At 66.8% G+C, this 23,893-nt stretch carries 24 protein-coding genes; 9 read left to right on the top strand and 15 right to left on the bottom strand.

Going from position 1 to position 23,893, the window contains the following annotated elements:
* The first annotated feature begins 39 nt into the window (after window positions 1-39).
* Both IEW49_RS10520 and IEW49_RS10515 read left to right on the top strand, forming a co-directional pair.
* A complete protein-coding gene (locus IEW49_RS10520) occupies window positions 40-798 on the top strand; it encodes a class II aldolase/adducin family protein (protein ID WP_188642607.1) in 759 nt (252 codons plus the stop codon).
* A gap of 20 nt (window positions 799-818) precedes the next feature.
* Window positions 819-1,346 (top strand): (2Fe-2S)-binding protein, encoded by a 528-nt coding sequence (locus tag IEW49_RS10515; RefSeq protein WP_188642606.1) that lies wholly within the window; start codon window positions 819-821, stop codon window positions 1,344-1,346.
* 12 nt (window positions 1,347-1,358) lie between these two features.
* On the opposite strand, the gene IEW49_RS10510 is transcribed toward IEW49_RS10515, so the two are convergent.
* Window positions 1,359-3,503, bottom strand: a complete 2,145-nt coding sequence (locus IEW49_RS10510) for a TonB-dependent receptor (RefSeq protein WP_229658166.1) — start codon at window positions 3,501-3,503, stop codon at window positions 1,359-1,361.
* Between the two features lie 156 nt (window positions 3,504-3,659).
* Here IEW49_RS10510 and IEW49_RS10505 point away from each other — a divergent pair, with 156 nt between their 5' ends.
* The gene (locus tag IEW49_RS10505) at window positions 3,660-4,004 is read left to right on the top strand and encodes an arsenate reductase family protein (RefSeq protein WP_188642605.1); all 345 of its coding nucleotides are present in this window, start codon (window positions 3,660-3,662) and stop codon (window positions 4,002-4,004) included.
* A 39-nt stretch (window positions 4,005-4,043) separates the two neighbouring features.
* Here IEW49_RS10505 and IEW49_RS10500 read toward each other — a convergent pair whose 3' ends face one another.
* Window positions 4,044-5,432 carry an MFS transporter gene (locus IEW49_RS10500; RefSeq protein WP_188642604.1) on the bottom strand — a complete coding sequence of 463 codons (1,389 nt, stop codon included), beginning with the start codon at window positions 5,430-5,432 and terminating at the stop codon, window positions 4,044-4,046.
* Between the two features lie 88 nt (window positions 5,433-5,520).
* On the opposite strand from IEW49_RS10500, the gene IEW49_RS10495 reads away from it, so the two are divergent.
* Window positions 5,521-6,147: a class I SAM-dependent methyltransferase gene (locus IEW49_RS10495; protein WP_188642603.1), complete on the top strand. Its 627-nt coding sequence runs from the start codon at window positions 5,521-5,523 to the stop codon at window positions 6,145-6,147.
* A gap of 4 nt (window positions 6,148-6,151) precedes the next feature.
* Here IEW49_RS10495 and IEW49_RS10490 read toward each other — a convergent pair whose 3' ends face one another.
* Window positions 6,152-6,958, bottom strand: a complete 807-nt coding sequence (locus IEW49_RS10490; protein WP_188642602.1) for a hypothetical protein — start codon at window positions 6,956-6,958, stop codon at window positions 6,152-6,154.
* A 59-nt stretch (window positions 6,959-7,017) separates the two neighbouring features.
* Between IEW49_RS10490 and lipB the strand changes: the two genes are divergently transcribed.
* A complete protein-coding gene (gene lipB, locus IEW49_RS10485) occupies window positions 7,018-7,686 on the top strand; it encodes a lipoyl(octanoyl) transferase LipB (protein ID WP_188642601.1) in 669 nt (222 codons plus the stop codon).
* Window positions 7,683-8,084 carry a hypothetical protein gene (locus IEW49_RS10480; RefSeq protein WP_188642600.1) on the top strand — a complete coding sequence of 134 codons (402 nt, stop codon included), beginning with the start codon at window positions 7,683-7,685 and terminating at the stop codon, window positions 8,082-8,084. The genes lipB and IEW49_RS10480 overlap by 4 nt, the downstream gene beginning before the upstream one ends.
* 28 nt (window positions 8,085-8,112) lie before the next feature.
* Here the strand turns inward: IEW49_RS10480 and IEW49_RS10475 are convergent, their stop codons facing one another.
* Both IEW49_RS10475 and IEW49_RS10470 read right to left on the bottom strand, forming a co-directional pair.
* Window positions 8,113-9,000, bottom strand: a complete 888-nt coding sequence (locus IEW49_RS10475) for an HpcH/HpaI aldolase/citrate lyase family protein (RefSeq protein ID WP_188642599.1) — start codon at window positions 8,998-9,000, stop codon at window positions 8,113-8,115.
* Window positions 9,000-10,100 carry an alkene reductase gene (locus IEW49_RS10470; protein WP_188642598.1) on the bottom strand — a complete coding sequence of 367 codons (1,101 nt, stop codon included), beginning with the start codon at window positions 10,098-10,100 and terminating at the stop codon, window positions 9,000-9,002. Before IEW49_RS10470 ends, IEW49_RS10475 begins: the two co-directional genes overlap by 1 nt.
* Window positions 10,101-10,155: 55 nt before the next feature.
* Between IEW49_RS10470 and IEW49_RS10465 the strand changes: the two genes are divergently transcribed.
* Window positions 10,156-11,070 (top strand): DMT family transporter, encoded by a 915-nt coding sequence (locus IEW49_RS10465; protein ID WP_188642597.1) that lies wholly within the window; start codon window positions 10,156-10,158, stop codon window positions 11,068-11,070.
* On the opposite strand, the gene IEW49_RS10460 is transcribed toward IEW49_RS10465, so the two are convergent.
* The 8 genes from IEW49_RS10460 to IEW49_RS10425 all read right to left on the bottom strand — a co-directional run bounded on the left by IEW49_RS10460 (window position 11,067) and on the right by IEW49_RS10425 (window position 21,192).
* Entirely contained in the window at window positions 11,067-12,389 is a 1,323-nt protein-coding gene (locus IEW49_RS10460) for a DUF2254 domain-containing protein (RefSeq protein WP_188642596.1), read from the bottom strand. The two genes, IEW49_RS10465 and IEW49_RS10460, sit on opposite strands and share 4 nt — an antisense overlap.
* Window positions 12,386-13,690, bottom strand: a complete 1,305-nt coding sequence (locus tag IEW49_RS10455; protein ID WP_188642595.1) for a DUF2254 family protein — start codon at window positions 13,688-13,690, stop codon at window positions 12,386-12,388. Before IEW49_RS10455 ends, IEW49_RS10460 begins: the two co-directional genes overlap by 4 nt.
* A 60-nt stretch (window positions 13,691-13,750) precedes the next feature.
* On the bottom strand, window positions 13,751-15,862 hold the full coding sequence (locus IEW49_RS10450; protein ID WP_188642594.1) for a prolyl oligopeptidase family serine peptidase: 2,112 nt from the start codon (window positions 15,860-15,862) through the stop codon (window positions 13,751-13,753).
* Between the two features lie 22 nt (window positions 15,863-15,884).
* Window positions 15,885-16,874 (bottom strand): quinolinate synthase NadA, encoded by a 990-nt coding sequence (gene nadA, locus IEW49_RS10445; protein WP_188642593.1) that lies wholly within the window; start codon window positions 16,872-16,874, stop codon window positions 15,885-15,887.
* 82 nt (window positions 16,875-16,956) lie between these two features.
* On the bottom strand, window positions 16,957-18,651 hold the full coding sequence (locus tag IEW49_RS10440; protein WP_188642592.1) for a BCCT family transporter: 1,695 nt from the start codon (window positions 18,649-18,651) through the stop codon (window positions 16,957-16,959).
* A 145-nt stretch (window positions 18,652-18,796) separates the two neighbouring features.
* Window positions 18,797-19,573: a hypothetical protein gene (locus IEW49_RS10435; RefSeq protein ID WP_188642591.1), complete on the bottom strand. Its 777-nt coding sequence runs from the start codon at window positions 19,571-19,573 to the stop codon at window positions 18,797-18,799.
* A gap of 69 nt (window positions 19,574-19,642) precedes the next feature.
* Window positions 19,643-20,335 (bottom strand): DUF4230 domain-containing protein, encoded by a 693-nt coding sequence (locus IEW49_RS10430; RefSeq protein ID WP_188642590.1) that lies wholly within the window; start codon window positions 20,333-20,335, stop codon window positions 19,643-19,645.
* The gene (locus IEW49_RS10425; RefSeq protein WP_188642589.1) at window positions 20,320-21,192 is read right to left on the bottom strand and encodes an MBL fold metallo-hydrolase; all 873 of its coding nucleotides are present in this window, start codon (window positions 21,190-21,192) and stop codon (window positions 20,320-20,322) included. The genes IEW49_RS10430 and IEW49_RS10425 overlap by 16 nt, the downstream gene beginning before the upstream one ends.
* A gap of 106 nt (window positions 21,193-21,298) precedes the next feature.
* Between IEW49_RS10425 and glpK the strand changes: the two genes are divergently transcribed.
* Window positions 21,299-22,765 carry a glycerol kinase GlpK gene (gene glpK, locus IEW49_RS10420; RefSeq protein WP_188642588.1) on the top strand — a complete coding sequence of 489 codons (1,467 nt, stop codon included), beginning with the start codon at window positions 21,299-21,301 and terminating at the stop codon, window positions 22,763-22,765.
* Here glpK and IEW49_RS10415 read toward each other — a convergent pair.
* Window positions 22,762-23,229: a DUF1465 family protein gene (locus tag IEW49_RS10415; protein WP_188642587.1), complete on the bottom strand. Its 468-nt coding sequence runs from the start codon at window positions 23,227-23,229 to the stop codon at window positions 22,762-22,764. The two genes, glpK and IEW49_RS10415, sit on opposite strands and share 4 nt — an antisense overlap.
* 104 nt (window positions 23,230-23,333) lie before the next feature.
* Complete coding sequence (locus IEW49_RS10410; RefSeq protein ID WP_188643186.1) at window positions 23,334-23,531, bottom strand: YdcH family protein; 198 nt, start codon at window positions 23,529-23,531, stop codon at window positions 23,334-23,336.
* A 195-nt stretch (window positions 23,532-23,726) separates the two neighbouring features.
* Between IEW49_RS10410 and IEW49_RS10405 the strand changes: the two genes are divergently transcribed.
* Complete coding sequence (locus IEW49_RS10405; protein WP_188642586.1) at window positions 23,727-23,882, top strand: YdcH family protein; 156 nt, start codon at window positions 23,727-23,729, stop codon at window positions 23,880-23,882.
* Window positions 23,883-23,893 lie beyond the last annotated feature (11 nt).

Genomic DNA, 23,893 nt, shown 5'->3' with positions numbered 1-23,893 from the left:
CCGCAAGCCCTTATGCCTTTGCGCAGAGGAGAACTGATCATGGCCACCGCAGCGAGTCCGCAGGACAATTGCAGCCCCGAGGAATGGGAGGCGCGGGTCCAGCTTGCCGCCTGCTATCGCATCTTCGAGCATCTCGGCTGGTCGGAATCGATCTACAACCACATTTCGGTGAAGGTCCCGGGCGAGGACGGGGCGTTCCTGATCAACCCGTTCGGCCTGCTCTACGACGAGGTGACCGCGTCGAACCTCGTCAAGATCGACGTCGACGGCAACACGCTGTCGGGCAATTATCCGGTCAATCGTGCGGGATTCACCCAGCACGCGCATTTCCATCGCCATATCGAGGATGCACACGCGATCTGCCACGTCCACACCACCGCGACGATGGCGGTGTGCAGCATGGAAGAAGGCCTCCAGCCGACCAATTTCTACGCCTGCGGCTTCATCGGCCAGATCGGCTATCACGATTTCGAAGGCGTCACGATCCGCCCCGAGGAGGGCGATCGCCTGCTCGAGAACCTCGGCGACAAGCGGATCCTGATGCTGCGCAACCACGGCCCCGTGGTGATCGGCAAGACGATCCCGCAGATGTTCCAGACCATGTGGGCCTTGCAGCGCGCCTGCGAGATCCAGGTCGCGACCCTGTCGATGGGGCAGCCGCTCCATGTCAGCCAGGAAGTGCTCGACGTCCACCAGCGCGACCTCAAGGTGATGCAGGGCGATAGCGGCGCGGGGCTGTTCGATTTCGGCGCGTGGATGCGCAAGATGGATCGGATCGACCCGAGCTACAAGGAATAGGGCGCCGCGCCTCGGCAGCCATGGTGGCCATTCCGCTCACGATCAACGACCGCCCGCTGGCGATCGAGATGGATCCGCAGACCCCGCTGCTGTGGGCGTTGCGCGATGCCGTCAACCTGACCGGCGCCAAGTATGGCTGCGGCAACGGCGATTGCGGCGCCTGCATGGTGCTGGTCGATGGCACCGCCTTGCGCTCGTGCCTGGTCACGCTGGGCGAGGCCGAGGGGCGCTTCGTCCAGACGATCGAGGGCCTGTCGCGCGGCGGACTGCACCCGGTGCAGCAGGCGCTGGTGGACGAAGGCGCGATCCAGTGCGGCTTCTGCACCCCGGGCATGGTGATGGCGATCGTCGGCCTGCTCGACCGGACCGCGCGCCCGAGCGAGGACGACATCGCCGCGGCGATCCCGAACATCTGTCGCTGCGGGGCCTATCCGCGGATCAAGCGCGCGATCCTGCGCGCCAGCGGGCAACGGCTTCCGCGCCGCGAGCAGGCAGAAGAAACCCCGGCGCCGGGTTTCGAAACGGCGCCGGGGTCCGATCCCACTTAGGCGGTCAATGCCTCAGAAGCGCAGGCGTGCGGTCAGCGAGGCGTTGGCCGGGCGCGCGGGCTGGATGTTGTTGTCGCCATGTGCCGAGGCGTAATAGGTCTCGTCGAACACGTTCTCGACATTGAGCTGGAAGGACAGCCGCTCGGTCGGGTTGTAGAACGCGGCGAGATCGACCCGCGTGTAGCCGGGCAGCGTCACGGCGTTGCTGAAGCTCGCGAACTGGTCCGACTGAGCGATCAGGCCGCCGCCGATCCCGAACTTGTCGGTGATGTCGTAGCGCGCCCAGGCGGCGAAGTGATGCTCGGGCAGCTGCTGCAGGCGGGTGCCGGCTGCCGCGAAATCGCTGTCCGAGGTGATCTCGCCGTCGAGATAGGTGTAGCCGAGATTGACGTGCAGCCGCTCGGCGATCTCGCCCGCGATGGCCAGCTCTGCCCCGCGCACGCGGCTCGCGCCGGTCAGCACGGTCAGGCCCGGATTGGCCGGGTCGGCGGCCTGCGTGTTCGAACGGTCGAGCTGGAACACCGAGGCGGTCAGCAGCAGGTCGGCGGCCGGGGCCCATTTCGCACCCACTTCGAAGTTATCGAATTTCTCCGGCTCGAGCGTCGCGGTGGTCGGCGACAGCGCGTAGAACTGGTCGCCCGATTGCGGCAGGAAGCTCTCGGCGTAGCTGGCGTAGAGCGAAACGCTTTCGGCCGGGTGGAAGACGATGCCGACGCGCGGGCTGAGCAGTTCGTCTTCACGCGCGAGCGTGCCGCCGGTGCCGAGCAGGTCGGTGGTTTCGAGATCGAAGCGATCGAACCGGACGCCCGCGATGAGGTCCACCATCGTACCGATATCGAACTGCGCCTGCGCATAGGCCGACTGGGTCGAAAGGTCCGAGGCGCGATCGCGGATCAGCGGCGTGGTCGAGACCGCCGGGAGAGTGAGGGTTTCGGCCAGCGGCACGGTGACGCTCGAGGCCGGGCCCGTCGCGGTGGCGAAGCTGATGCCGTTGCGGCCGTTGCGCGTGTCCTGCCAGCTCGCCTCGACACCGCCGAGCAGGGTCAGGCCGAAACCGTCGCCCTGCATCTGGTAGACGAGGTTGCCCTGCGCGATCCAGTTCTGGCGGGTGGTCTGGTCCTGGTAGCCGCCCAGCGTGACGGTGGTCGCGGTCGCCGACGACGGCACGACATTGGCGTAGACCTTGTCGAAATCGGCGAATTGCAGCGACGCGTTGGCCGAAAGCGCATCGGAGAATTCGTGGTTGAGGCGCGCGCGGGCGATGTGGGCCTGCGCCGAGGCGCGGTTGAAATCGCGATCGCCGAACAGCGTCTCGTCATAGCCCGCGATCGGCAATCCGTTCAGCGAGGGGACCCCGCGATCGGTCACGCGCTCGTCGTCGTCATAGCTGTAGGTGAGGGTCAGCTGGGTGTCCGGACCGAGACCGAAGGTGGCGGTCGGCGAGATGCCGAAGAAGCGCCCGCCGTAAAACTGGCGGTGGCTGTCGAATTCCTCGTAGATCGCGTTGATGCGCGCGCCGCTATCCTCGCCGAAGGGCAGGTTCGCGTCGACCGCGCCGTGGAAGGCGCCGAAGGTATCGACCGAGCCTTCGAACTCGGTGAAGGCGTCGCCGCGATTGGCGACCTTGCTGACGCGGTTGATCACCCCGCCGCCGCCGCCGCGGCCGAAGATCAGCGCGTTGGGCCCCTTGAGAACCTCGACGCGTTCGACGTTGTAGAGCGGGCGGTAATACTGCGCGTCGTCGCGGAGGCCGTCGAGATAGAAGTCGGCGGTGGTTTCCTGGCCGCGGATGAACACCTCGTCGCGATGGCCTTCGCCGGTTTCGAGGCTGATGCCCGGGACGAAGCGCAGCGCCTGGTCGAGCCGGGTCGCGTTCATGTCGTCGAGCTGGTCCTCGGTCAGCACGCTGATCGTCTGCGGCACGTCGATCAGCGGGGTCGGCGTCTTGGTCGCGGTCGATCCGTCTTCTTCCGAATAGGTCTCGCGCTTGCCGACGATGGTGATGTTGCCGGGCGCGTATTCGGGGTCGACGTCGTTCGAATCGGCGACGACCGGCGCGGCGGCTTCAGCCGCCTCGTCGGCCATCGCGGGCGAGGCGAGGGTGGCGATCGAAAGGGCGAGCAGCGAGGCGGCGGAGCGGGAATTGCGAAGTTGCACTTGCGGGGGACTTTCTGAACTTGGGTCGATGAGTAATTGCGAATCGCTCGCAAGCCTCTATTGCGAGCGATTATCAGTTGCAACCAAAGTCTCGCTGTTGGCGTGAAAAACTTGTCGCGCTAGGGGCGAGGGCAAATCCGGCCTGGGAGAAAATCGATGAAGGCGACGATCTGGCACAACCCGAAATGCGGCACCTCGCGCAAGACGAAGGCGATCCTCGAGGACCGCGACGACGTCGAGCTTACGGTGGTCGAATATCTCAAGGATGCGCCGAGCCGGGACAAGCTCGCGCAGTTGTTCGCCGATGCCGGAATGACCCCCAACGAGGGCCTGCGCCTGCGCGGAACCGACGCCGAGGAACGCGGACTTCCCGATGCCGATGCGGATACCGTGCTCGAAGCGATGGCGGCCGATCCGATCCTGATCGAACGCCCTCTGGTCGAAACCGAGAAGGGCGTCGCGCTGTGCCGCCCGCAGGAAAAGGTGTTCGACTTGTTGTGATCTTCGCCGGCTAACGCACCCGGCAATGATTCCTACAAATCAGCCCCGCGCAACCAATTCCTCGTCGCGCTCCATCGAGCGCCAGCCGAGCAGCAGCACGGCCAGGCACAGCGCGACGATCGCACCGAAGCCGAGCCAGACGTGCTGGTTGTAGAGGAACACACCCAGAGCGGGCGCGAAGATGTAGGCGGCTCCGTTGGTCGAGGCGACGATTCCCGCGACCTGGCCCTGCTCGGCGCGCGATACCGCGAGCGAGGAGCCCGAGGTGAAGCCCGGGCGGAACAGGCCGAAGCCGAGCGAGGCGAGCGAGAACCCCAGCGCGATCGTGTGGAGGTCGTCCGCCACCGCGACCACCAGCACTCCGACCAGCGCGAGCCCCACGCCCCACAACGTCGAGGCGCGCGGCCCGAGGTCTAGCGTGGGGATCAGGCCCCATTGCGCCACCAGCGTGGCGAAGGCGCCCGCCATCAGCACGAGCCCGGTGGGAGCCGCGCCCAATTCGGGCGTGGCACGCAGCCCGAGCCGGTCGAGTATGAGGAAGCCAATGATACCGAGCACGGCTGCCTGCGCGTGTCCGCCGACCAGCCCGGCGACGATCCAAGGGCGAAGCCGTCGGTCGCGCCATGAGAGTTTGGGCGGAGCGGGATCGGGCTCGGCACCGACGGGCCGGTCTTCACGCTCGTCCTCCTCTTCGCGCAGCTGCGCGTTGGAGGCGGCACTGAAGGGAGCGGCGACCACCCGGCCGCGTGCGGCGTAGGTCGGATCGTCATTGGGGAGGATGAGGCGCAGCGCGACAAGCATCGCCACGCCGATCAGCGCCGAGGCGATGAACGGACCGGTCAGCCCGACCACGGGGAAGATCAGAAGCGGCGCGATCGCGGGGCCGATCACCGTACCTAGTCCGAACGAGGAGGCGATCAGCGCGAGCACGCGGGTGCGGTCGGATCGCGGCGTGCGGCTGGCGACATAGGCCTGCACCGCCGGCGGCGCGGCCGATCCCAGCCCGCCGTAGAACGAGCGGAAGGCAGCAAAGAGCAGCAGCGTCGCGGTCGCGCCGAGCAGGCCCTTGAGCCCGAACCACAGTACCGCGCCGCACAGCGCGAAACTGGCGATGAAGCCGATCATGCCCAGCGCCATCATCGCCTTGCGGCCGCGCCGGTCCGAGCGCGCGGCCCAGTAGGGAGCGGTGGCCACCCACAGCAGCGCCGACCAGCTGTATGCGAGGCTGATCCAGACGTCGGCAACCCCCAATGCGGTGCCGATCGACGGCATCACCGATTGCATCGCGGTGTTGCCCGCCGCGGTCACCAGCATGACCATGAACAGCACCGCCATCCGGTCCTTGGGTAGCGAGGCTCGCCGCGCCTCGGCAGTTGGCAGTTCGTCCGGCAGCTCCGAACGGGGAGAAGATGGGTTGCTATCTGCCATGCAAAAAAGCGGCTAGGCCTTCCCCCGCATGCTTGCAACGCCGGAGGCAAGCTGCCACCAAACCGCCGAAGTTTTCGAGGGAGATCGAATGTCGGGTCGAGATATTGCGCGCGAGGCGCCGGGTAGCGGGTTGCGCCGCAGGATCGAACGCAGCCTCGGGGCATGGGGCGTGTTCTTCAAGGGCTTCGTGCGCGAGCCGGTCATGGTCGGTTCGATCATTCCCTCCTCGCGGTTCACCGTGAACAAGATGCTCGACCCGGTGAAGTGGGACGAGTGCGACCTGTTCGTCGAGTACGGACCGGGTGTGGGCACGTTCTGCCAGCCGGTGCTCGACCGGCTGAAGCGCGACGGCACGCTGATCGTGATCGACACCAACCCGCTCTACATCGACTATTTGAAGCGCACGATAACCGACAGCCGCTTCCACGCGGTGCTCGGCTCGGCCGAGGACGTCGAAGAAATCGTCAAGGCGCACGGTTTCGACCATGCCGATTACGTGCTCTCGGGCCTGCCGTTCTCGACCCTGCCCGACGGCGTGGGCGAGCGGATCGCCGCCGCAACCGGCCGCGTGATCCGCGAAAGCGGTGCCTTCCTGGTCTACCAGTTCTCCGCCGCCGCGCGCGATTTCATGGCCCCGCATTTCGCGCGGATCGACAGCGGCTTCGAACCGCTCAACGTGCTCCCCTGCCGCCTGTTCTGGGGCTGGAAGGGCTGACGCCCTAGTCCTCGACCGTCGGCGGGACGCTGGTCGTGCCGGCCTGCCCGCCCGACAGCTGGCGATAGATCATCGCGATGCAGGCGATCACCACCACGGTGAAAGCGCTTTCGAGCACGGCGGACACGATCAGCGCCAGCTGCTCGCCCGTCTCGGACCCGGCCACCGCGATGAATACCAACCCGAGCACGGCGCCGATGATCGCCATCACGATCGCGGCGGCGATGACGAGCAGCAGCAGGAAAAAGAAAATCCGCAGGCTGTTGCCCTGGGTGATGGCGAAGGATCGCTTGAGGATCGTGACGGGATTGTTCGTCCGTTCCGCCATCAGCACCGGCCCCGACAGGATTGTCCGCATCGAGATCCAGATCGCCACCGGGATGACGAACAGGATCAGGAATACGCCCACACCACCAATTGCCAGCGGGATCGCGAACAGCAGGCCGACCGGGATGCCCACCAGCAGCGATGCCCCGATCATCGGCAGCAATCCCTTGACGGCATCCTGCAGGGCCCCGCTGACCGTGCGGTCGTCGCGGCTCGCGGCGAGCCGGTAGATCGCGAGCGATCCCAGCGTCGACAGCACCAGCGTGATGAGCATGATCCACCAAGTCTCGCCGTAGAACGCGCCGAGGATCGTGACCATTTCGTCCCATGTCGCGTTTTCGGGGACTTCGGGGGGAACGAACATCAAGCCGAACACCGCCGCCGGCAGGAAGAACAATAGGCCGGCGATAACCGTCAGCAGGCCGGCATTGTTGCGCGTGAAGCGAAGCCCGCTCTGCCAGGCCTGATCGAGATCGAGTTTCATGTGGGGTCCCTTCCGTTTCCCCCTTGATAAGCGGTCGAGGGCACGCCACGCAATCGCCGATGGACGTTAATGCCGAAATCGAGTGGCTGCGCGAGGCGGCGCCCGTGCCCTATCGAGCGGCGCTGGCGGAGATGACTGCGCGCAACGCCGCAATTCGCGAAGAGGGTGCGCGCGAACTCGTCTGGCTGCTCGAGCACCCGCCGGTCTACACGGCGGGGACGTCGGCCGACGAGACCGAACTGCTCGATCCGCGTTTCGACGTCGTGACCGCGGGGCGCGGCGGGCGTTATACCTATCACGGACCGGGACAGCGGATCGGCTATGTCCTGCTCGACCTGACGAAACGCGCGCGCGACGTGCGCGGCTTCGTCCACGCGCTCGAGGGCTGGGTGATCGCCACGCTCGCCGAATTCGGGGTCGAGAGCTGGCGCGCCGAAGGCCGCATCGGCATCTGGACGCAGGATATCGACGGGCGCGAGGCCAAGATCGGTGCGATCGGCGTGCGCGTGCGGCGTTGGGTCACGATGCACGGCTTCTCGGTCAATCTCGATCCCGACCTGTCGCATTTCGCCGGAATCGTGCCGTGCGGGATCGACGAATATGGCGTGACGAGCCTCGCGCGGCTTGGCATGATGGTTTCGAGCGAGGAATGGGATGCGGCGCTGCTGCGCCATGCCGACGATTTCCTCGCCGCGCTCGGGCGGGCCTGCCCCAAGGAGGATTCGTGAGACTAGCCGTTGTGATGGTGGCGCTGCTGGGCGTGGCGGCCTGCGGCGGCGAAAGCGCCGGCGAGGTGGCCGAAGGCGATGCGACCGGCGAAGTGCTGCCCGGATCGGCCAGCGATGCGATGATCCCGCTCGACCAGCTGCGTTCCGAAGCGCCCGCCGATCCGCAGGGCACGAGCGTGCCGACCGAAGAAGGAACGGAAGACGGGGAAGCAGCCGACGCCGCCGAATCCGATGGCGGCGCGCCCGCTACGGAAACGCCCCGGCCGGGGGGCACCGCGACGTCTCCCTCCCCCGCACCGGCACCGGCACGCCCCTCGGCACCGGCCAAGGCCGCATCGTCCGATGCCCCGCCGCCGCCGGTTTCGGTCCTGCCGTCGAAGACCCCGAGCGACGAATAAGTCCGCTGGGGCGGCTGCCCGCTGAGGGTTAGCTGTCCATTCCCAGGACCCGCCGGGCCAGCTGCAAGTGCGGCTGGTCGAGCATCTTGCCGTCGAGCGACAGCGTCCCGACCCCCGGCTGGCTGGCGAAGGCGGCGACGATCCGGCGCGCCTCCTCGACCTCTTCCTCGCTCGGCGTGAAGGCGCGGTTTATGACCTCGACCTGGTTGGGGTGGATCGCGAGCATGCCGGCGAACCCGTCGGCGCGGGCATTGCGCGCGGCGGTCTCGAGCCCTTCCATGTCGGAAAAATCGTCCCACAGCGTGTCGATCGCGGGCACGCCCGAGGCATGCGCCGCGAGCAGCACCTGCGCGCGGATCATGCGGAAGGCGTCGGTCCAGTTCTTGTTCGCGTCGCGCTTGCGCGAAGCCCCGATCGCGGCCGAGAGGTCTTCGGCGCCCCAGGTCAGCCCGCCCAGTCGCGGCAGCGCGGCCCCGGCATAGGTCCCGATCGTCAGCGCCGCCTGCGGCACCTCGCTCACCAGCGGGAGGATCCGGGTCGTGCCCTTTTGCGCGCTGCCCGCCTGTTCGAGCTGGTAGAGCTCGCCGGCGAGCTGGCTGACGCTGTCGGGCCCGAGTGCCTTGGGCAGCATGATCCCGGCCGGCGCGCCCGGCATCACCGCGCGCAAATCCGCCGCCCAGTCATCGGTGTCGAGCGCGTTGACGCGGATCCAGCGCTGCGGCGCTTCGGGATCGAGCGCTTGCGCTTTGGTCCGTTCGAGCCACTCGCGCGCCATTTCGCGGCCTTGGTGCTTGTTCTGCGGAGCGACCGAATCCTCCAGGTCGACGATGATCACGTCGGCCCCCAAATCCATCGCCTTGCCCAGCTTCTTCTCGCTGTCGGCGGGGACGAACATCCACGAACGGTGTTGCGACATCACGCGGCCTCCTCTGCCATCGTCGGATAGTCGATATAGCCGGCGGGCCCCGGCAGGTACCAGCTTGCGGGCACGTCCTTGTTCGGCGCGAGCGGCGCCTGCTGGGCGAGCCGCTGATCGAGGTCGGGATTCGAGATATACGGGCGTCCGAAACTGATCGCGTCGCAGCGGCCGAGCCGGACGTCGCGCGTCGCATCCTCGCCGGCATAGTCGCTGTTGAAGATCAGCGGCCCGGTGAAGATATCGCGGATCATCGTGCCCTGCTTGGGCACGCCGGTCTGCCCGAAGGTGCCGTCGACCCCGGGCTGGCGGAGTTCGAGATAGGCGATGCCGAGCTCTTCGGCGACGCCTGCCGCCGCACCGAACGTGTCGGCCGGGCTGATATCGTCGCAACCTTGCGTCTCGCCATTGGGCGAGAGCCGCAGTCCGACGCGGTCGGCGCCGATCTCGGCGATCAGCGCGGTCAGCACCTCGCGCAGGAAGCGGGTGCGGTTCGCGGTCGAGCCGCCATACCTGTCGTCCCGGAGGTTGGTCGAGCGGCGCAGGAACTGGTCGACGAGGTAGCCATTCGCGCCGTGCAGCTGCACCCCGTCGAATCCGGCTTCCATCGCATTGGCCGCGGCCCTGGCATAGTCGGCGACGACCCGCGCGACCTCGTCGGTGCCGAGCGCGCGGGCGGGCTGGTAGTCCTGTCGCCCGGTCGGGGTGTGCGCGTGCCCCGGCGCGCAGGTCGCGGAGGCCGAGACCGGCGGTTCGCCGTCGAGGAAGTCCGGGTGGACGAGACGGCCCATATGCCACAGCTGGCAGGCGATCCGGCCGCCGGCCTCGTGTACCGCGCTCGTGACGCCCTTCCAGCCTTCGACCTGTTCCTCGCTCCACACGCCGGGCGCGGCCGGCCAACCGAGCCCTTCGCGGGTGATCCCGGTTGCCTCGGACAGGATCAGCCCAGCGCCGGCGCGTTGGCGATAATAGGTTGCCATCATCTCGTTCGGGACCGAGCCCGGCTGGGTCGAACGGCCGCGCGTCAGCGGGGCCATGAGGATCCGGTTGGGCGCATCGATCGCGCCGAGCTTGATCGGCTGGAACAGGGCTTCGGTCACGCAGGTCTCCACGATTTTCTCTAGGCAGGACGTGCCGCTCGGCTAGGGCAGGGCAATGGGCATTGCAACGCATGAGGAGACCGAGGGCAAGGTGCCCGCGCTGGCCTTCGCCGCGCTGCTTGCGGGCAATGCCGCGCTCGCGATCGGGCCGTGGTTCGTCCGGGTCGCCGATAGCGGTCCGGTGGCAGCCGGATTCTGGCGCCTTCTCATCGCATTGCCCTTGCTGTTGGCCTTCGCGTGGCACGAGCGAAAGGGCGCCCCGCCGCTGCCGCGCCGGGTTCTCTGGCTGGCGCTGGGTGCAGGCGTGTTTTTCGCGCTCGATCTTGCCAGCTGGCATGTCGGGATCGAACGCACCCGGCTCGGCAACGCGACGCTGTTCGGCAATTCGGGCAGCGTGTTGCTGATGGCGTGGGGCCTGTTCCTGTTGCGGCGCCTGCCGACCACGAAGGAAGCGATCGCGGTGGCGGCGGCGCTGGGCGGAGCCGCAATCCTTCTGGGACGCAGCCTCGAGATTGATCCGCGCTTTCTGGTCGGAGACCTGTTCTGCATCCTCGCCGGACTCCTCTACACCTTTTACATCCTCGGCCTCCAGCGTGCGCGGATGCAGGCAGGCAATTGGACCCTGCTCGCAATCGCCAGCGCCGCTGGCATACCTGTCCTGCTGGCAATCGCGCTTGCGCTTGGCGAGCCGGTCCTGCCGCAGATCTGGTGGCCCAATATCGGCCTCGCCTTGTCGAGCCAGATTGTCGGCCAAGGCTGCCTCGTCTACGCACTGCGCTATTTCGCGCCGCTGATCGTCGGCATGACGCTGCTGACCCAACCGGCGATCGCTGCGGTGATCGGCTGGTTCGCCTTTCGCGAGGCGGTGTTGCCGCTCGACGCGCTCGGCATGGCGCTGGTCGGCGGGGCGCTCGTGCTGGCGCGATCGAGCAGGGCGGGCGACCCGGCGCGACTGGCGAAAATCAGCTAGCCGAACGCCTTTTCGAACGTGGCGAAGCGCGCCTCGACCGCCTCGAGCTCGGGCCCGACCAAATGTTCGCGCGACTGGCGGATGAGCAGGTCGCCCTCCTGACGGAGCAGCGCGTCGCGGCTCTCGCTGACGAGCGAGGAGCGCGCATTGAGCAGCGCATCGAACATCGCGAGCGCGGCAATCCGGTTGGTCGCCACGCCCGAGCGGATCGAGCCGAAGCCGCGCTGGAGGTAGTGCCGAAAGTCGTCGTCCAGCGTGACCACATGGTCGTCGATATCGTCACCGTTGCCGAGCTTCAGGCGGAGGTCGCGGCCGCCCAGTTCCGCCGTTGCCGCGCCGAGCCAGTGCAGCGCCGTGATCGCGGTGAAGGGATCGTTGATGCCGGGCGACAGTGCGCGCAACCCGATCTCGACCAGCTCGTCGATCAGGAATTGGAGGTCCTGCCCGGGGGTCCGGCGGCTGCCGAGCGCGAAGGCCTCGCGGACCTCGTCGTCGGGACAATCGGCAGCCTCGTCGTCATCCTTCACCCAGTAGGCCAGCACCATGTCGCGATGAACGAAATCGCCCGTGCGCACCGCCATCACGAGGCAGCATTCGTTGCGGTCTGCCACCCGGTGGAGCTTCTCGTAGTCGACGATCTGGATGTAGCCGTTGCCGGTCGCACGAATCGGAATGCCGTCGGGCCGGTTCTCGGGTTCGATCCCGGCATCGTCGTCGGGGAAGCGGTGGCGGACCTTCTCGATCAGCCGCGCGCCGATATCCTTGAGTACCGAATTGATCCGGATCGAGGCGGGGATGTGATTGAGGAAGAACACCAGCACCGCCACCGACAGGGCCATCAGCCCGTAGGCGACCAACAGCGACAGTTGCGGCACGAAGCCCGGCAGCGCGGTGGAGACGGCGTCCTCGAAATTGGCGGCCGCCTCGTCCTCCGCCCGCACACTGCGGAGGACGGTGATCGCATAGACGAAGGTGCCGATGAAAGTCGCGAGGCTGAACTGGTTGCCGCGATCCTCCATGAAATTGGTCAGCAGGCGCGGGCCGTAATTGCCGCTGGCATAGGCCACCGCGGCGATGGTGATCGAGAACACGGTCGAGGCGACGCCGATCATGCTGCCCGCGATCACGGTGAGCATGTTGGAGGCCCCCTCGGGCCGCGCGGGGATGATGTAAGACAGGTCGGTCAGCCGGTCGGACCAGCCGCTCCGGTCGAGAGAGATCGTGACCACGGCCAGCAACACCGCCGCGCCCGCGAACAGTGCCGGGAGGAACCAGTAGCTGGCATTGATATTCTGCCACAGAGCGCGCAGCTGGGTCATGCGGCGACCTTGAGCGGCGACGCGTCGTCGAAGCGGAGATAGGCCTGTTCGATGGCGGTTCGATCCTTTCGATGTTCGGCATTGTCGGCGGCGTGGGCGCTCAATTCCTGCGCCCTTTGCCTGAGAAAGGCGAGCAGGTTCGGCGAAGCATCCCCCGCCGCCAGCAAGGCATACAGCCGCCCGTAATTCTCGATCATCCGGATCGAGACCGAAGGGTAATCCGCCGCGGCCTGACGGAACTGGTCGAGCGGCGCATCGAACAGGCCGCGGAAATCCTGCCCCGGCAGTTCGAAGCGCGGATCGTCCGCCCAGCAGGAAGCCTGCCCCTCGTCGACCCAGTTTACGGCCTGCCCGGCCATCGCGGCGGCGAGCCGGTCCGCACAGGCGAGCGCGGTGTAGAAATCGTTGATCCCGGGCGACAGCGCGCGGGCTGCCACTTCGACCAGCAGGCGCACTTCGAACACGGTCGACTGCACGCCCGATCGGAAGTCCCCGATCGCGATCGCCTTGCCGATGGCGTCGACATCGTCGGGACGCGAGGCGAAAAGGGCGATCGGCTCGCCGTCCAGCACGTGGCTGCCCGGCGGCGCGCAGATGCGGATCGCTTGGCAGTGATCGGGCACGAGCTCGCGCAGGCGCGCGAGATCGACCCCTTCGACATATCCCTCGCGCGGGGTGGAAAGCACGTAGGACCAGGGGCCATCGAACGCCTCGCGCGCATCCAGCCGCAACGTCACCTCCGCTGCCGCGGCACCGACATGCGCGATCGACCGGTCGACGAACATGGTCCGCCCCAGATCGTGGATCGCGACGCCGAGCATGCCGAGATTGAACAGCTGGAGGACGAACATCGCCGCGAGGGCGAAATGCGGCAGGGCGGAGAGTTGTGCTTCGGGATCGAGCCGGGCGAGCACGATGATCGAGAAAACCAGGCAAAAGGTCAGCCCCGCCATCGACAGCCGGACCAGTCCCTTGTCGAGCCAGCGATCGACCAGTCGCACGCCGAGATGCCCGGTGGCGAGCGTCAGCACGATCAGCGTGACCGACCAGTAGAGCGTGAGAAAAGCGGCATCGATTCCGACGATCGCGATCGCGAGGTCCTGCGCGGTGTCGGCGGCGACCAGCAGGTTGAGCCCCCGCGCGAACACCCATGCGCCGGCCCCCGCGCGATCGGCCCACAGGACCAGCGCGGCGACGATCGGCGCGGCGATCACGGCGACCGCGGGCAGCGACCAGTAATTCGCCACCAGCCGGTGGAGAATCCAGGCCCTCAGCCCCTTGAGTGGCGTGCCACCGGTCAAGCGCGTATCCCCCTTCGACTGCGTTACGAGGGAGATAACGCGCCGGAACGCGATCCGTGCCTATTGGGTGTCGGCTTCGCTCCCGATCTCGCGGTTGAGGAAGGCGAGCAGCAGCGCGGCGCGCTTGGCGTCTTCCTCGTGGTCGGCGCCGACCGAATGGCCGCCTTCGCGATATTCGTGGTAGTAGAAGGTCTGCCCGAACGCCTCGTGCTTGGCGGCGGCCTTGCGCGCATGGCCCGGATGGACCCGGTCGTCGAGCGTCGACAGGTAGTAGAACGCGGCCGGGTAGCCCGGAACGTCGCGCATGTTCTGGTAGGGCGACCATTCGCGCATGAACGCCCAGTCCTCGGGCACGTCGGGATTGCCGTATTCGGCCATCCACGAGGCGCCGGCGAGGAGCTTGTTGTAGCGCCGCATGTCGATCAGCGGGCTGCCGCTGATGAAGGCGCCGTAAAGGTCGGGCCGCTGGTTGGCGACCGCGCCGACCAGCACGCCGCCGTTGGAGCGGCCCGAGGCGGCGATGCGTCCGGGCGTGGTCAGATTCTGTGCGACCAGGTCGTCGGCCACGGCGTGGAAATCGTCGAAGCTGTTCTGGCGCTTCTCGCGCAGCGCGTCCTCGTGCCAGCGCGGACCGTATTCGCCGCCCCCGCGAATATTGGCGAGGACGTAGGCGTTGCCGCTTTCGAGCCAGAACAGCGACAGCGGACCGCTGCGATAGGGCTCGGCGGTGAGGTATTTGGGCGTCTGGGCGGCACGAAACCCGCCATAGGCGTGGATCAGCGTCGGCAGCGGGCCTTCGGCGCCTTTCGGTCGGACGAGGTAATAGGGCACCTGCGTACCGTCTTTCGAGGTGGCGAACTTCTGCACGACCTCGAATTTCGACGCGTCGAACTGGGCTGGCTCGCTTGCGACCGCGACCGGCTCACCCTCGCTCGACACCGCATAGAGCGTCGGCGGCGACAGCATGCTTTCGACCGTGACGAAGGCGGTGTCGCCCTTGCCGCTGGTCTCGGCGATCTGGATCGTGCTGTTGGCGGGCAGGGCGATCTCGCGTTGGGTCCAGCCGCCCGCGCCGGGCGTCAGCTCGATCAGCTTTCCCGAGACGTCGTCGAGCACCTTCACCCACAGCTTGCTCTCGGACGAGGCGACTTCCTCGATCGCCTGGCTTTCGCTCGGGCGGAACACCGCGACGGGAGCGGGCGCGGAGCCGCGCATGATATCGGCCAGCGGCCAGGCGAGCAGCGCGCCGGGCCGTTCATTGCCGAGCGGCGAGTTGAGCTTGGCGATGACCTGGCCGTTCAGCACTGCCTCGAATTCGGCATCCTCGGGCAGGGGCACGGCGACGGTGCTGCCGTCCTCGCGCACCAGTTCGAACCGGTTGGTCCAGAAGCTGGGGCTGCGGTTGACGAACCGCCAGCGCGTATCGCCGTCGAGGACCGAAAACCCGCTGGTCGAGACATCGGCCTGCTCGCCTTCGGCAATCTGGCGCGCCTGCGCGAATTCGGTCCCGCGTTGCCACAGCTTCACCAGGCGCGGGTAACCGGAGTCGGTCAGCGATCCTTCGCCTTCGTCGGTGCCGACGAAGAGCGTGTCGCGATCGAACCAGGCGACATTCGACTTCGCCTGCGGGAGGGTGAAGCCGCCCTCGACGAATTCGCCCGTGTTCAGGTCGAATTCGCGGACGATATCGGCATCGGTGCCGCCGGGGCTGATCGAGACGAGGCAGCGCTCGTAATCGGGCGCGAGGCAGTTCGCGCCGTGCCAGACGTAGCTCTCGCCCTCGTCGCGGCCGAGCTGGTCGACATCGATCAGGGTGCGCCATTCGGGATTGCCGGCGCGGTAGCTTTCGAGGCTCGTGATCCGCCAGATGCCGCGTGGATTTTCGGCATCGCGCCACAGGTTGGTAACCTGGTCGCCGTAGATCGCGGAAGGCATCGCGATCTGGCGGGTATCGTCGAGGATCTGCTTCGCCCACGCCTTGGCGACCGGGTATTCGGGCTGGATCGTGAGCACCGCCTCGGTCTCGGCATTCCATTCGTCGACCTGTTCGAGCGCGCGCTCGCCCTGGATTTCCTCGAGCCAGATATAGGGATCCTCGGCATCGGTATCCTGCGCGGCGAGCGGGGTTGCGACAGCGGCGAGCGCCGTGGCGAGCGCGAAACGTGCGATCATCTATTCTTCTCCGGAGATTGTGTCAGGCGCGGCCGAGGTCACCCTTGCCGATCGTGCCGCTGGCCATTTCGAGCATCTTGTCGAGGCTCTGCTTGGCCTTGAGGCGCAGGCCTTCCTCGATCTCGATGCGGGGTTCGAGGTCGCGCAGGCAGGTGTAGAGCTTCTCGAGCGTGTTCAATGCCATGTAGGGGCAGATGTTGCAGTTGCAGTTGCCGTCCGCACCCGGCGCGCCGACGAAGTTCTTCTCGGGCAGCGCCTTTTCCATCTGGTGGATGATATGCGGTTCGGTCGCGACGATCAGCGTGTCGCCCTCGAAGGTCTTGGCGAATTGGAGGATGCCGCTGGTCGAACCGACATAGTCGGCATGGTCGACCACGTGGGGCGGGCATTCGGGGTGCGCGGCGACCGGCGCGCCGGGGTGCTGCGCCTTGAGCTTCAGGAGCTCCTGCTCGCTGAACGCCTCGTGCACGATGCACACGCCCGGCCACAGCAGCATGTCGCGATCGTATTTGCGGTTGAGGTAGCCGCCGAGATGCCGGTCGGGGCCGAAGATGATCGGCTGGTCCTTCGGGATCTGCTGGAGGATCGTCTCGGCGCTCGAACTGGTGACGATCACGTCCGACAGCGCTTTCACCTCGGTCGAGCAGTTGATGTAGGTCAGCGCGATGTGATCGGGATGCGCCTCGCGGAAGGCCTTGAACTTGTCGGGCGGGCAGCTGTCCTCGAGGCTGCAGCCGGCATCCATGTCGGGCAGCACGACGATCTTTTCCGGGCTCAGGATCTTGGCGGTGTCGGCCATGAACTTGACCCCGCAGAACGCGATCACGTCGGCATCGGTCTCCGCTGCCATCTGCGACAGCTGGAGCGAATCGCCGACGAAATCGGCGAGATCCTGGATCTCGGGCCTCTGGTAATAATGCCCGAGGATGATCGCGTTGCGCTCCTTGCGGAGGCGATCGATCTCGGCGACGAGGTCTTCGCCGGTCGGCAGCTTGGTGTCTTGAGCAGTCATAATTCTGGTCCCGTCTGGCGCGGTTCTGACGCCTCTATAGATCGAACGAGCCGCGATGCGAGAGGGTTCCGTCCGGGGGGCGTCAGGAAGCCTCGGCTGCCTCGGCGCAGGCCTCCGCGGTAGTGGGGACGCCGTGCCGCTTGCGGACGATGTCGAACGCCACCGCCTTGACGATCGAGACCGCCATCGCCGCGACCACGAACGAGAACGGCAGCGCCCCGATGATCATGGTGATGCGGATCGCGTCGATCCCGCCGAGGATCAGCATGCTGCCGACGACGAAGGCGAGCGCCGCTCCCCAGAACAGGATGTGACGGCGTCGCTGGCCTTCGCTCTCGCCAGCGCCGTTGATCGTGTTGACGATCAGGATCGCGCTGTCGGTGGACGTCACGAGATAGGTCATCAGCAGGATGACGACGAGACCCGACACGATCGCCGCGATCGCCGGGTCGAGTAGGATCGCGAGCGTCGCGAACAGCTGGTCGGCCATCGGCGCATCGACGATCGCCCCGTTCGCGGCGCCGCTGAGTTCGAGGTCGATCGCGGTCCCGCCCACCAGCGTCATCCACACGAAGCACATCAGCGAGGGCACGAGCAGCACGCCGAGCACGTATTCGCGCACCGTGCGGCCGCGTGAAATGCGCGCGATGAACATGCCGACGAAGGGGGCAAAGGCGATCCACCACGCCCAGTAGAAAACCGACCAGTCGAGCTGCCACTGGACCAGCGCTTCGGAGATCGCGCTTCCGGTATCGTCGAACAGGGTCAGCGAATTCGGGACCAGCGTGACGAGATAATCCCACAGGCCGACGCCGAGAAGCTGTGCGCCATAAAGCCCCGATCCGACCACGAGGAACAGCGCGAGCAAGGCGAAGGACAGGCCCATGTTGAGGTTCGACAGCCATTTGATGCCGCGGCCGACCCCCGACAGCGCACTGAGCGTCGAGGCGCCGACCAGCACCAGCAGGGCGAGGACGATGGCGAGCGCCGAAGACGAGCCGTCGCCATCGAGCAGCCAGTCGCCGAGACCCAGTCGCGCAAGCCCGGCAATGAATTGCTCTACCCCGAGGCCCATCGTCACCGCCACGCCGAGGATCGTCGCGACCACCGCGACCACATCGATGATATGGCCCCAGATCCCCGACAGGCGCAGCCCGAACAGGGGGGCGAGCGCCGAGCGGATCGTCAGCGGCAGGCCGCGGCGATAGGATACGTAACCGATCGCCAGCCCGACGAGCGCGTAGGTGCCCCAGGCGGCGAAGCCCCAGTGGAGGAAGGTGTAGACATAGGCCGGGCGCACCGCCTCGCTGCTGCGGGCCTCGATCGCACCGCGGATGATGTCGGGGTTGTTGCTGAAATGCGCCAGCGGTTCGCCGGTCGAATAGGTCAGCATGCCGATCCCGATTCCCGCGCCGAACAGCATGGCGAACCAGGAGAACCGGTTGAACTCGGGCTTTTCGTCCGCCTCACCGATCCGCAGGCGGCCCGCAGACGGCACGAGGGCGAGTGCGAAGCAGACCAGCATGAGGAAGGCGACGAGGTACACGTACCAGCCGGCGAAGGTCGCGATGATGGTCGAATTCGCGGCGTTCAGCGTTTCACTGGCGCTGACGGGAAAGAAGATCGCCCACATGATCAGCAAGGAGACGATGATCTTCGACGGGATCGTGACCGCGCGACTGAAACCGTCGTAGAACCCCCGCGAGGCGGTACGGATCGGAAGGTCGATCAGCGGCGGCGCGATCGTGCTGTCGGTGGCGGTGGTCTCGGTGCTCATGGATCCTCGCGATCATGATGGAATGGCGCGCGAGATCCCGATCGGAAAAGCGATCGATTACGGCGGACTTCGTGCGGAATGCGCGCGCAGCATAGGCCTCGCTCCGGTACTTGCAACGTTACCGGCCGGTTCGGCGCCCGGCGCGCTACATCGTGAAACCGGGCGGCAGGAACGCCTCGAGCGGGCGTTCGGCTCCGGGCGTACCGGCGATCACGCTCTCGGTGATGGCGAGCCCGAGCGGCGAATAGGCCAGCAGCATCGAGGCGAGGAAGGCACCGGCATAGATGCCCGTGCCCCACCAATAGGCCGGGTGCACCCGGCCGGTGCGGCGCTTGTCGGCGATCATCCCGATCACCGGGAAGGTGAAGGTCGCCGCCACGGTGATCGTCCAGGCGTTGGGGATCATCAGCGGGAGCGGCAGCAGCCGGCCGAGCCCCGGGCCGGTGAGGATGGCCATCGCACACAGCATCAGCCGGCGGTGCCAGCCGGTGTAGCGCTGGCGCTTGAGCGCCCACCAGGCGAGCCCGCCGAAGACCAGCAGCATCGCGATATTGCTGATCAGGAATTCGCTGACGTGGAAGAAGAACGGACCGCCGGTGCGGCGCGCGACAACGAGCATGATCGTGATGCCCGCCGCGACCATCGTCGGCACCCAGAACCACGCGAAGCGCCCGATCCGGCGATGCAAGGCCATATTGCCGGACGCGATCGTGACGTGCTGCGCGAGGAAGAGCGCGATCCAGCCCATGAAGATCACGCCATGGACATGATATTGCCACGGCACGGCGAAACTCGAGCGCCCCATCGCGAGATTGACCGAGAACCCCGCGACGATGATCGCGGACATGACGAAGGCCATGATGACGAAGAAACGCGTCGAGCCCGCGGTGTTCGCGGGCTGGCCGGCGGCGGCTGTTGCCATGGGCTGAAACTCCCCCCAGAGATTCCAGCGACCCTCGGCGTACGAATTTATGCCGCGCCCGGCGGAAGGTCAATCGGAAGGCGAATCGCCGTCGAACCGCACATCGACGGTGACATCGCCATAGCCCGCGACCTGCATCGGAATGGCGAGGTTCTGGCGCACCGCCTGCTTGGCCGCATTGCGGGCGAGAGCGAGGATTTCCGGATTGCGCGCGAAGGTCGAGGCCTTGCGCTCGGCCTGGCGCGAATTGTTGCGCGCGAGGTCCTCGCTCGCGTCGCGGGTGACCCACGCACCTTCGGTGAAGGTCCGCGCCGCCGCCTCGTCGAGATTGGGGCGCGAGACGCGCAGCGGCGGCAGGGTCACGGTCAGCGTCTCGGCGTCCTCGTTCCAGACGAAGCGATCGCGATCCATCGAGCCGAGATCGACGCGATATTCGACCTGCGCGGGGATGACCGCCAATTGGCGCGAATTGAGCAGGTCGAGATTGAGAACGCCGCGCGAATCCTCGCTTTCGGCGACCACCTCGAACCGCGATGAAAACACCGTCAGCGAATTCTGTTTCTCGAAAGCGAGCATTGCGCTGCCGACCGGATCGGCGCGCTCGTCGTAGAAGAAGGCGCGCCAGGTCAGCCAGGCGACCGCGGCCAGCGCAAGGATCAACAGCAGCCACGGCAATGCCTGCACGCGGGCCAGCGGCTTGTCTCGTTCGACGCGGGGCTCGAGCCCTTCGGTCGTCGGTTTTTCGGTTACATCGTTCGCCATACATCGTCCGAACGTGCGACTTCGCCGCGGCGTTCCAGATCGATCAGGTGCGCCTCGACCGATTTGCCCGCGGCGCCGACGAGGCGCGGATCGAGCCCCTTGTACATTTGCGGAACCATGTCGGCGATTTCGTGGGGTTCGCGGTCGAGCAGTTTGAGGATCTGCCGCTCGCGCTGGCGGCGATGTCCGATCATGCCGCGCACCAACTGCCGGGGCCTTTCGACCGCGGGGCCGTGGGCTGGGTAATAGATCCTGTCCTCGCGACGATAGAGCGTGTCGAGGCTCTCCATGTAATCGCGCATGTCGCCATCGGGCGGCACCACGACGCTGGTCGACCAGCCCATGACATGGTCGCCGGTGAACAGCGCGTCGCTCTCCTCGAGTGCGAAACACAGGTGGTTCGAGGTGTGGCCCGGCGTGGCGAGGGCGGTCAGGGTCCAGCCGTCTCCGCTGACCCTTTCGCCGTCTTCCAGCACCCTGTCGGGCACATAGCTGGCATCGAACGGCGCATCGGCGCGCGGGCCGTCGCTGTCGAGCGCCAGCGGCGCGCAGCCGATGATCGGCGCCCCGGTGCGCGCCTTCAACGGGATCGAGGCGGGCGAGTGGTCGCGGTGGGTATGGGTGCACATGATCGCAACCACATTTCGCTCACCGATCGCATCGACCAGCGCGGCGAGGTGCGCCTCCTCGTCCGGACCCGGATCGATCACGGCTAGATCCTTGCCTGCCCCGACGAGGTAGGTCTGCGTCCCGGTATAGGTATAGGGTGAGGGATTGGGCGCGAGCACGCGCCGGACCAGCGGTTCGAGCTGTTCGGATGTGCCCGTGGGCCAGGGTTTCGGCGGAATGTCTACCATGCAGTCCCATGTGGCGCTTGTCCCGCGGCGATGCAACGCGCAGCGGCCGACACAAGTGGGACGACCGCTCTCGACTTCGCTCGCGGCGAGCGGATAGAACGCCCGCATGAGCCAGTTCATCCTCGTCCTCGATGCCGGCACGACCTCGACCCGCGCGATGCTGTTCGACCGGGCGGGCGCCTTGCACCACACCACCCAGCGCGAATTCACCCAGCATTACCCGCAGCCCGGTTGGGTCGAACACGATGCGGCGGAAATCTGGGACGAAACGCTCGCCTGCCTGCGCGCGGCGATCGCGGCGGCGGGCGGCCGGCAGAACGTCGCGGCGCTCGGGATTTCCAACCAGCGCGAGACGGTCGTCGCGTGGGATCGAGGCAGCGGCGAACCGCTGGCGCGCGCGATCGTGTGGCAGGACCGCCGGACCGCCGCTTTCTGCGCCGAGCTCAAGGGTCGCGGCGAGGAAGCGGGCGTCACGGCCAAGACGGGATTGCTGCTCGATCCCTATTTTTCCGCCACCAAGATGCGCTGGATGCTCGATCACGTGCCCGCGGTTGGCGAGGCCGCGAAAAGCGGAAACTTGGTTTTCGGAACGATCGAGAGCTGGCTCGTCTTCAAGCTTTCGCGCGCCCACATCACCGATGCCAGCAATGCCAGCCGAACCTTGCTGATGGCGCTCGACGGCGAGGGGTGGGACGCGGACCTTTGCGAATTGTTTGGGGTGCCTGCGGGTGCATTGGCCGAGATCGTCGACAATGCGGGTACGCTGGCCGTCGCCGATGGCGATCCCGCCTTCGCCGGACTGCCGATCTGCGGGCTGGCTGGCGACCAGCAGGCGGCGACGATCGGCCAAGCCTGCCTGTCACCCGGCGAGACCAAGGCGACCTACGGCACCGGCGCCTTCGTGCTGACCAACCAGGGCACCACGCCACCAAGCTCGGGACATCGCCTGCTCGGCACCGTGCTCTACCAGCTGGACGGCGAACGGCACTACGCGCTCGAAGGGTCGGTGTTCGTTGCCGGCAGCCTCGTCAAATGGCTCCGCGATACGCTCGGCCTGATCGAATCCTCCGCCGAGACGGAAGTGCTGGCAAGGTCGGTGGCGGACAGCGGCGGCGTGGTGGTCGTCCCGGCGCTGTCGGGGCTGGGCGCGCCGCACTGGAAGCCCGAGGCGCGAGGCGTGGTCTCCGGCCTGAGCTTCGCGAGCGGGCGGCCGCAGATCGTGCGCGCCGCGCTCGAATCGATGGCGCTGCAGACCCGCGACCTGGCGACCGCCTTCGCCGCCGACGGGACGCGATGGGAAACCCTGCGGATCGATGGCGGGATGGCAGCCAATGACTGGATCGCGCAGGACCTTGCCGACATGCTCGACCTCCCGGTCGAACGGCCGGCCATGCTCGAAACGACCGCGCTGGGAGCCGCGATGCTCGCCGCGCATGGCTGTGGCTGGTACGCCAGCCTCGAAGATGCGGCGGAGGCGATGGCGGGACAGCGCAGCCGGTTCGACCCGGCGATGGATGATGAAGCCCGAAGCGCGCGGATCGCGGCCTGGGAAAAGGCGCTGCTCGCGGTCTAGGAAGCGACCGCGAAAACCTCCGCCAGCCGCTCCTGCATCGCGGTTACGGGTGCGGCGACCATCGCGTCGCTCTCGCTCCACTGCTCCTCGAAACGCTGCAGGTGGCGGTAGAAGGTCTCGGTCGCCTCGATCATTTCGCGCAGGTGCAGCGGCAATTGCGCGATCCGCTCCGGATCGCGGCCGCTAAGACGCGTAAGCTTGCCCAGCCGATGCATTTGCAGCGCGGAAAGTTCGCCGCGCATATAGGCGCGCTGGTTGAGCAGCCAGGCGACGGCGTGCATCATCCGCGTGGTCGCGCGCAGCGCTTCGCATGACAGCGCGACGCGGAACGGATCGTAGGACTTCTCGTCGGAGGCCTCGAGCCCGGAAAGGTCGAACACCGCGCGCACCTCGTCGGACAGCGCGAGGGCCTCGACATAGAGCGACTCGACAAGTTGCGGTCTGACGGATGCGGTGTCCTGCATGGCCGGTTTGGTATCGGGAAATCGGCAAAGCTGGCAAGGTATACAAATGGTTAACGGGCCTGTCGTTGAAGGCCTGTCCCCCGATGGGACGGAACCGCGACCGCTCAGGCGATGATGTCGGGAAGCAGCTCGTCCGCGATCGCCGCCATCTGGTCCTTCAGCGAAAGCTTACGCTTTTTCAGCCGCATGATGCGCAGCTGGTCGGGCGTGTCGGACAGCGCCAACGCGTCGATCGCCGCATCGAGATCGCGATGCTCGATGCGCAATTGCTCGAGGCGGCGGCGCAATTCATCCTCGTCCATCTCCGCCCGCACGCTCCTTTTGTCGCATCTCGCGCGCCGTCCGGCCCGCGCATTTCGTCATGCCGCTTGCAAGATATGTTTAATCTGCTTGCATGACAATCTGTCGGTCGCCCGAGGGCGGCGAGTCGCTTCCTCGGGTCCGGCTTCAACCGGGCGGTGCCGCTGGCACCGTCGAACCATACGAGGAGCAAATCCATGGTAGCATCGCACGCATCCGCATTGCAGGCCAAGCACGCACGGGTCGACGCCCAGTTGCGCGAGGAACAGGGCCGCCCCATGCCCGATGAAGTGCGCATTCACGATCTCAAGCGACAGAAGCTCGCGCTCAAGGACGAGCTGACCGAGCACTGATCCGCAATTTG

The organism is Pseudoblastomonas marina, assembly GCF_014641655.1.
In the GTDB taxonomy this organism is placed as follows: Bacteria; Pseudomonadota; Alphaproteobacteria; order Sphingomonadales; family Sphingomonadaceae; genus Alteriqipengyuania_A; species Alteriqipengyuania_A marina.
The sequence above is the reverse complement of the archived record's forward strand: the minus strand, read 5'-3'. Positions and strand labels throughout refer to the sequence as shown.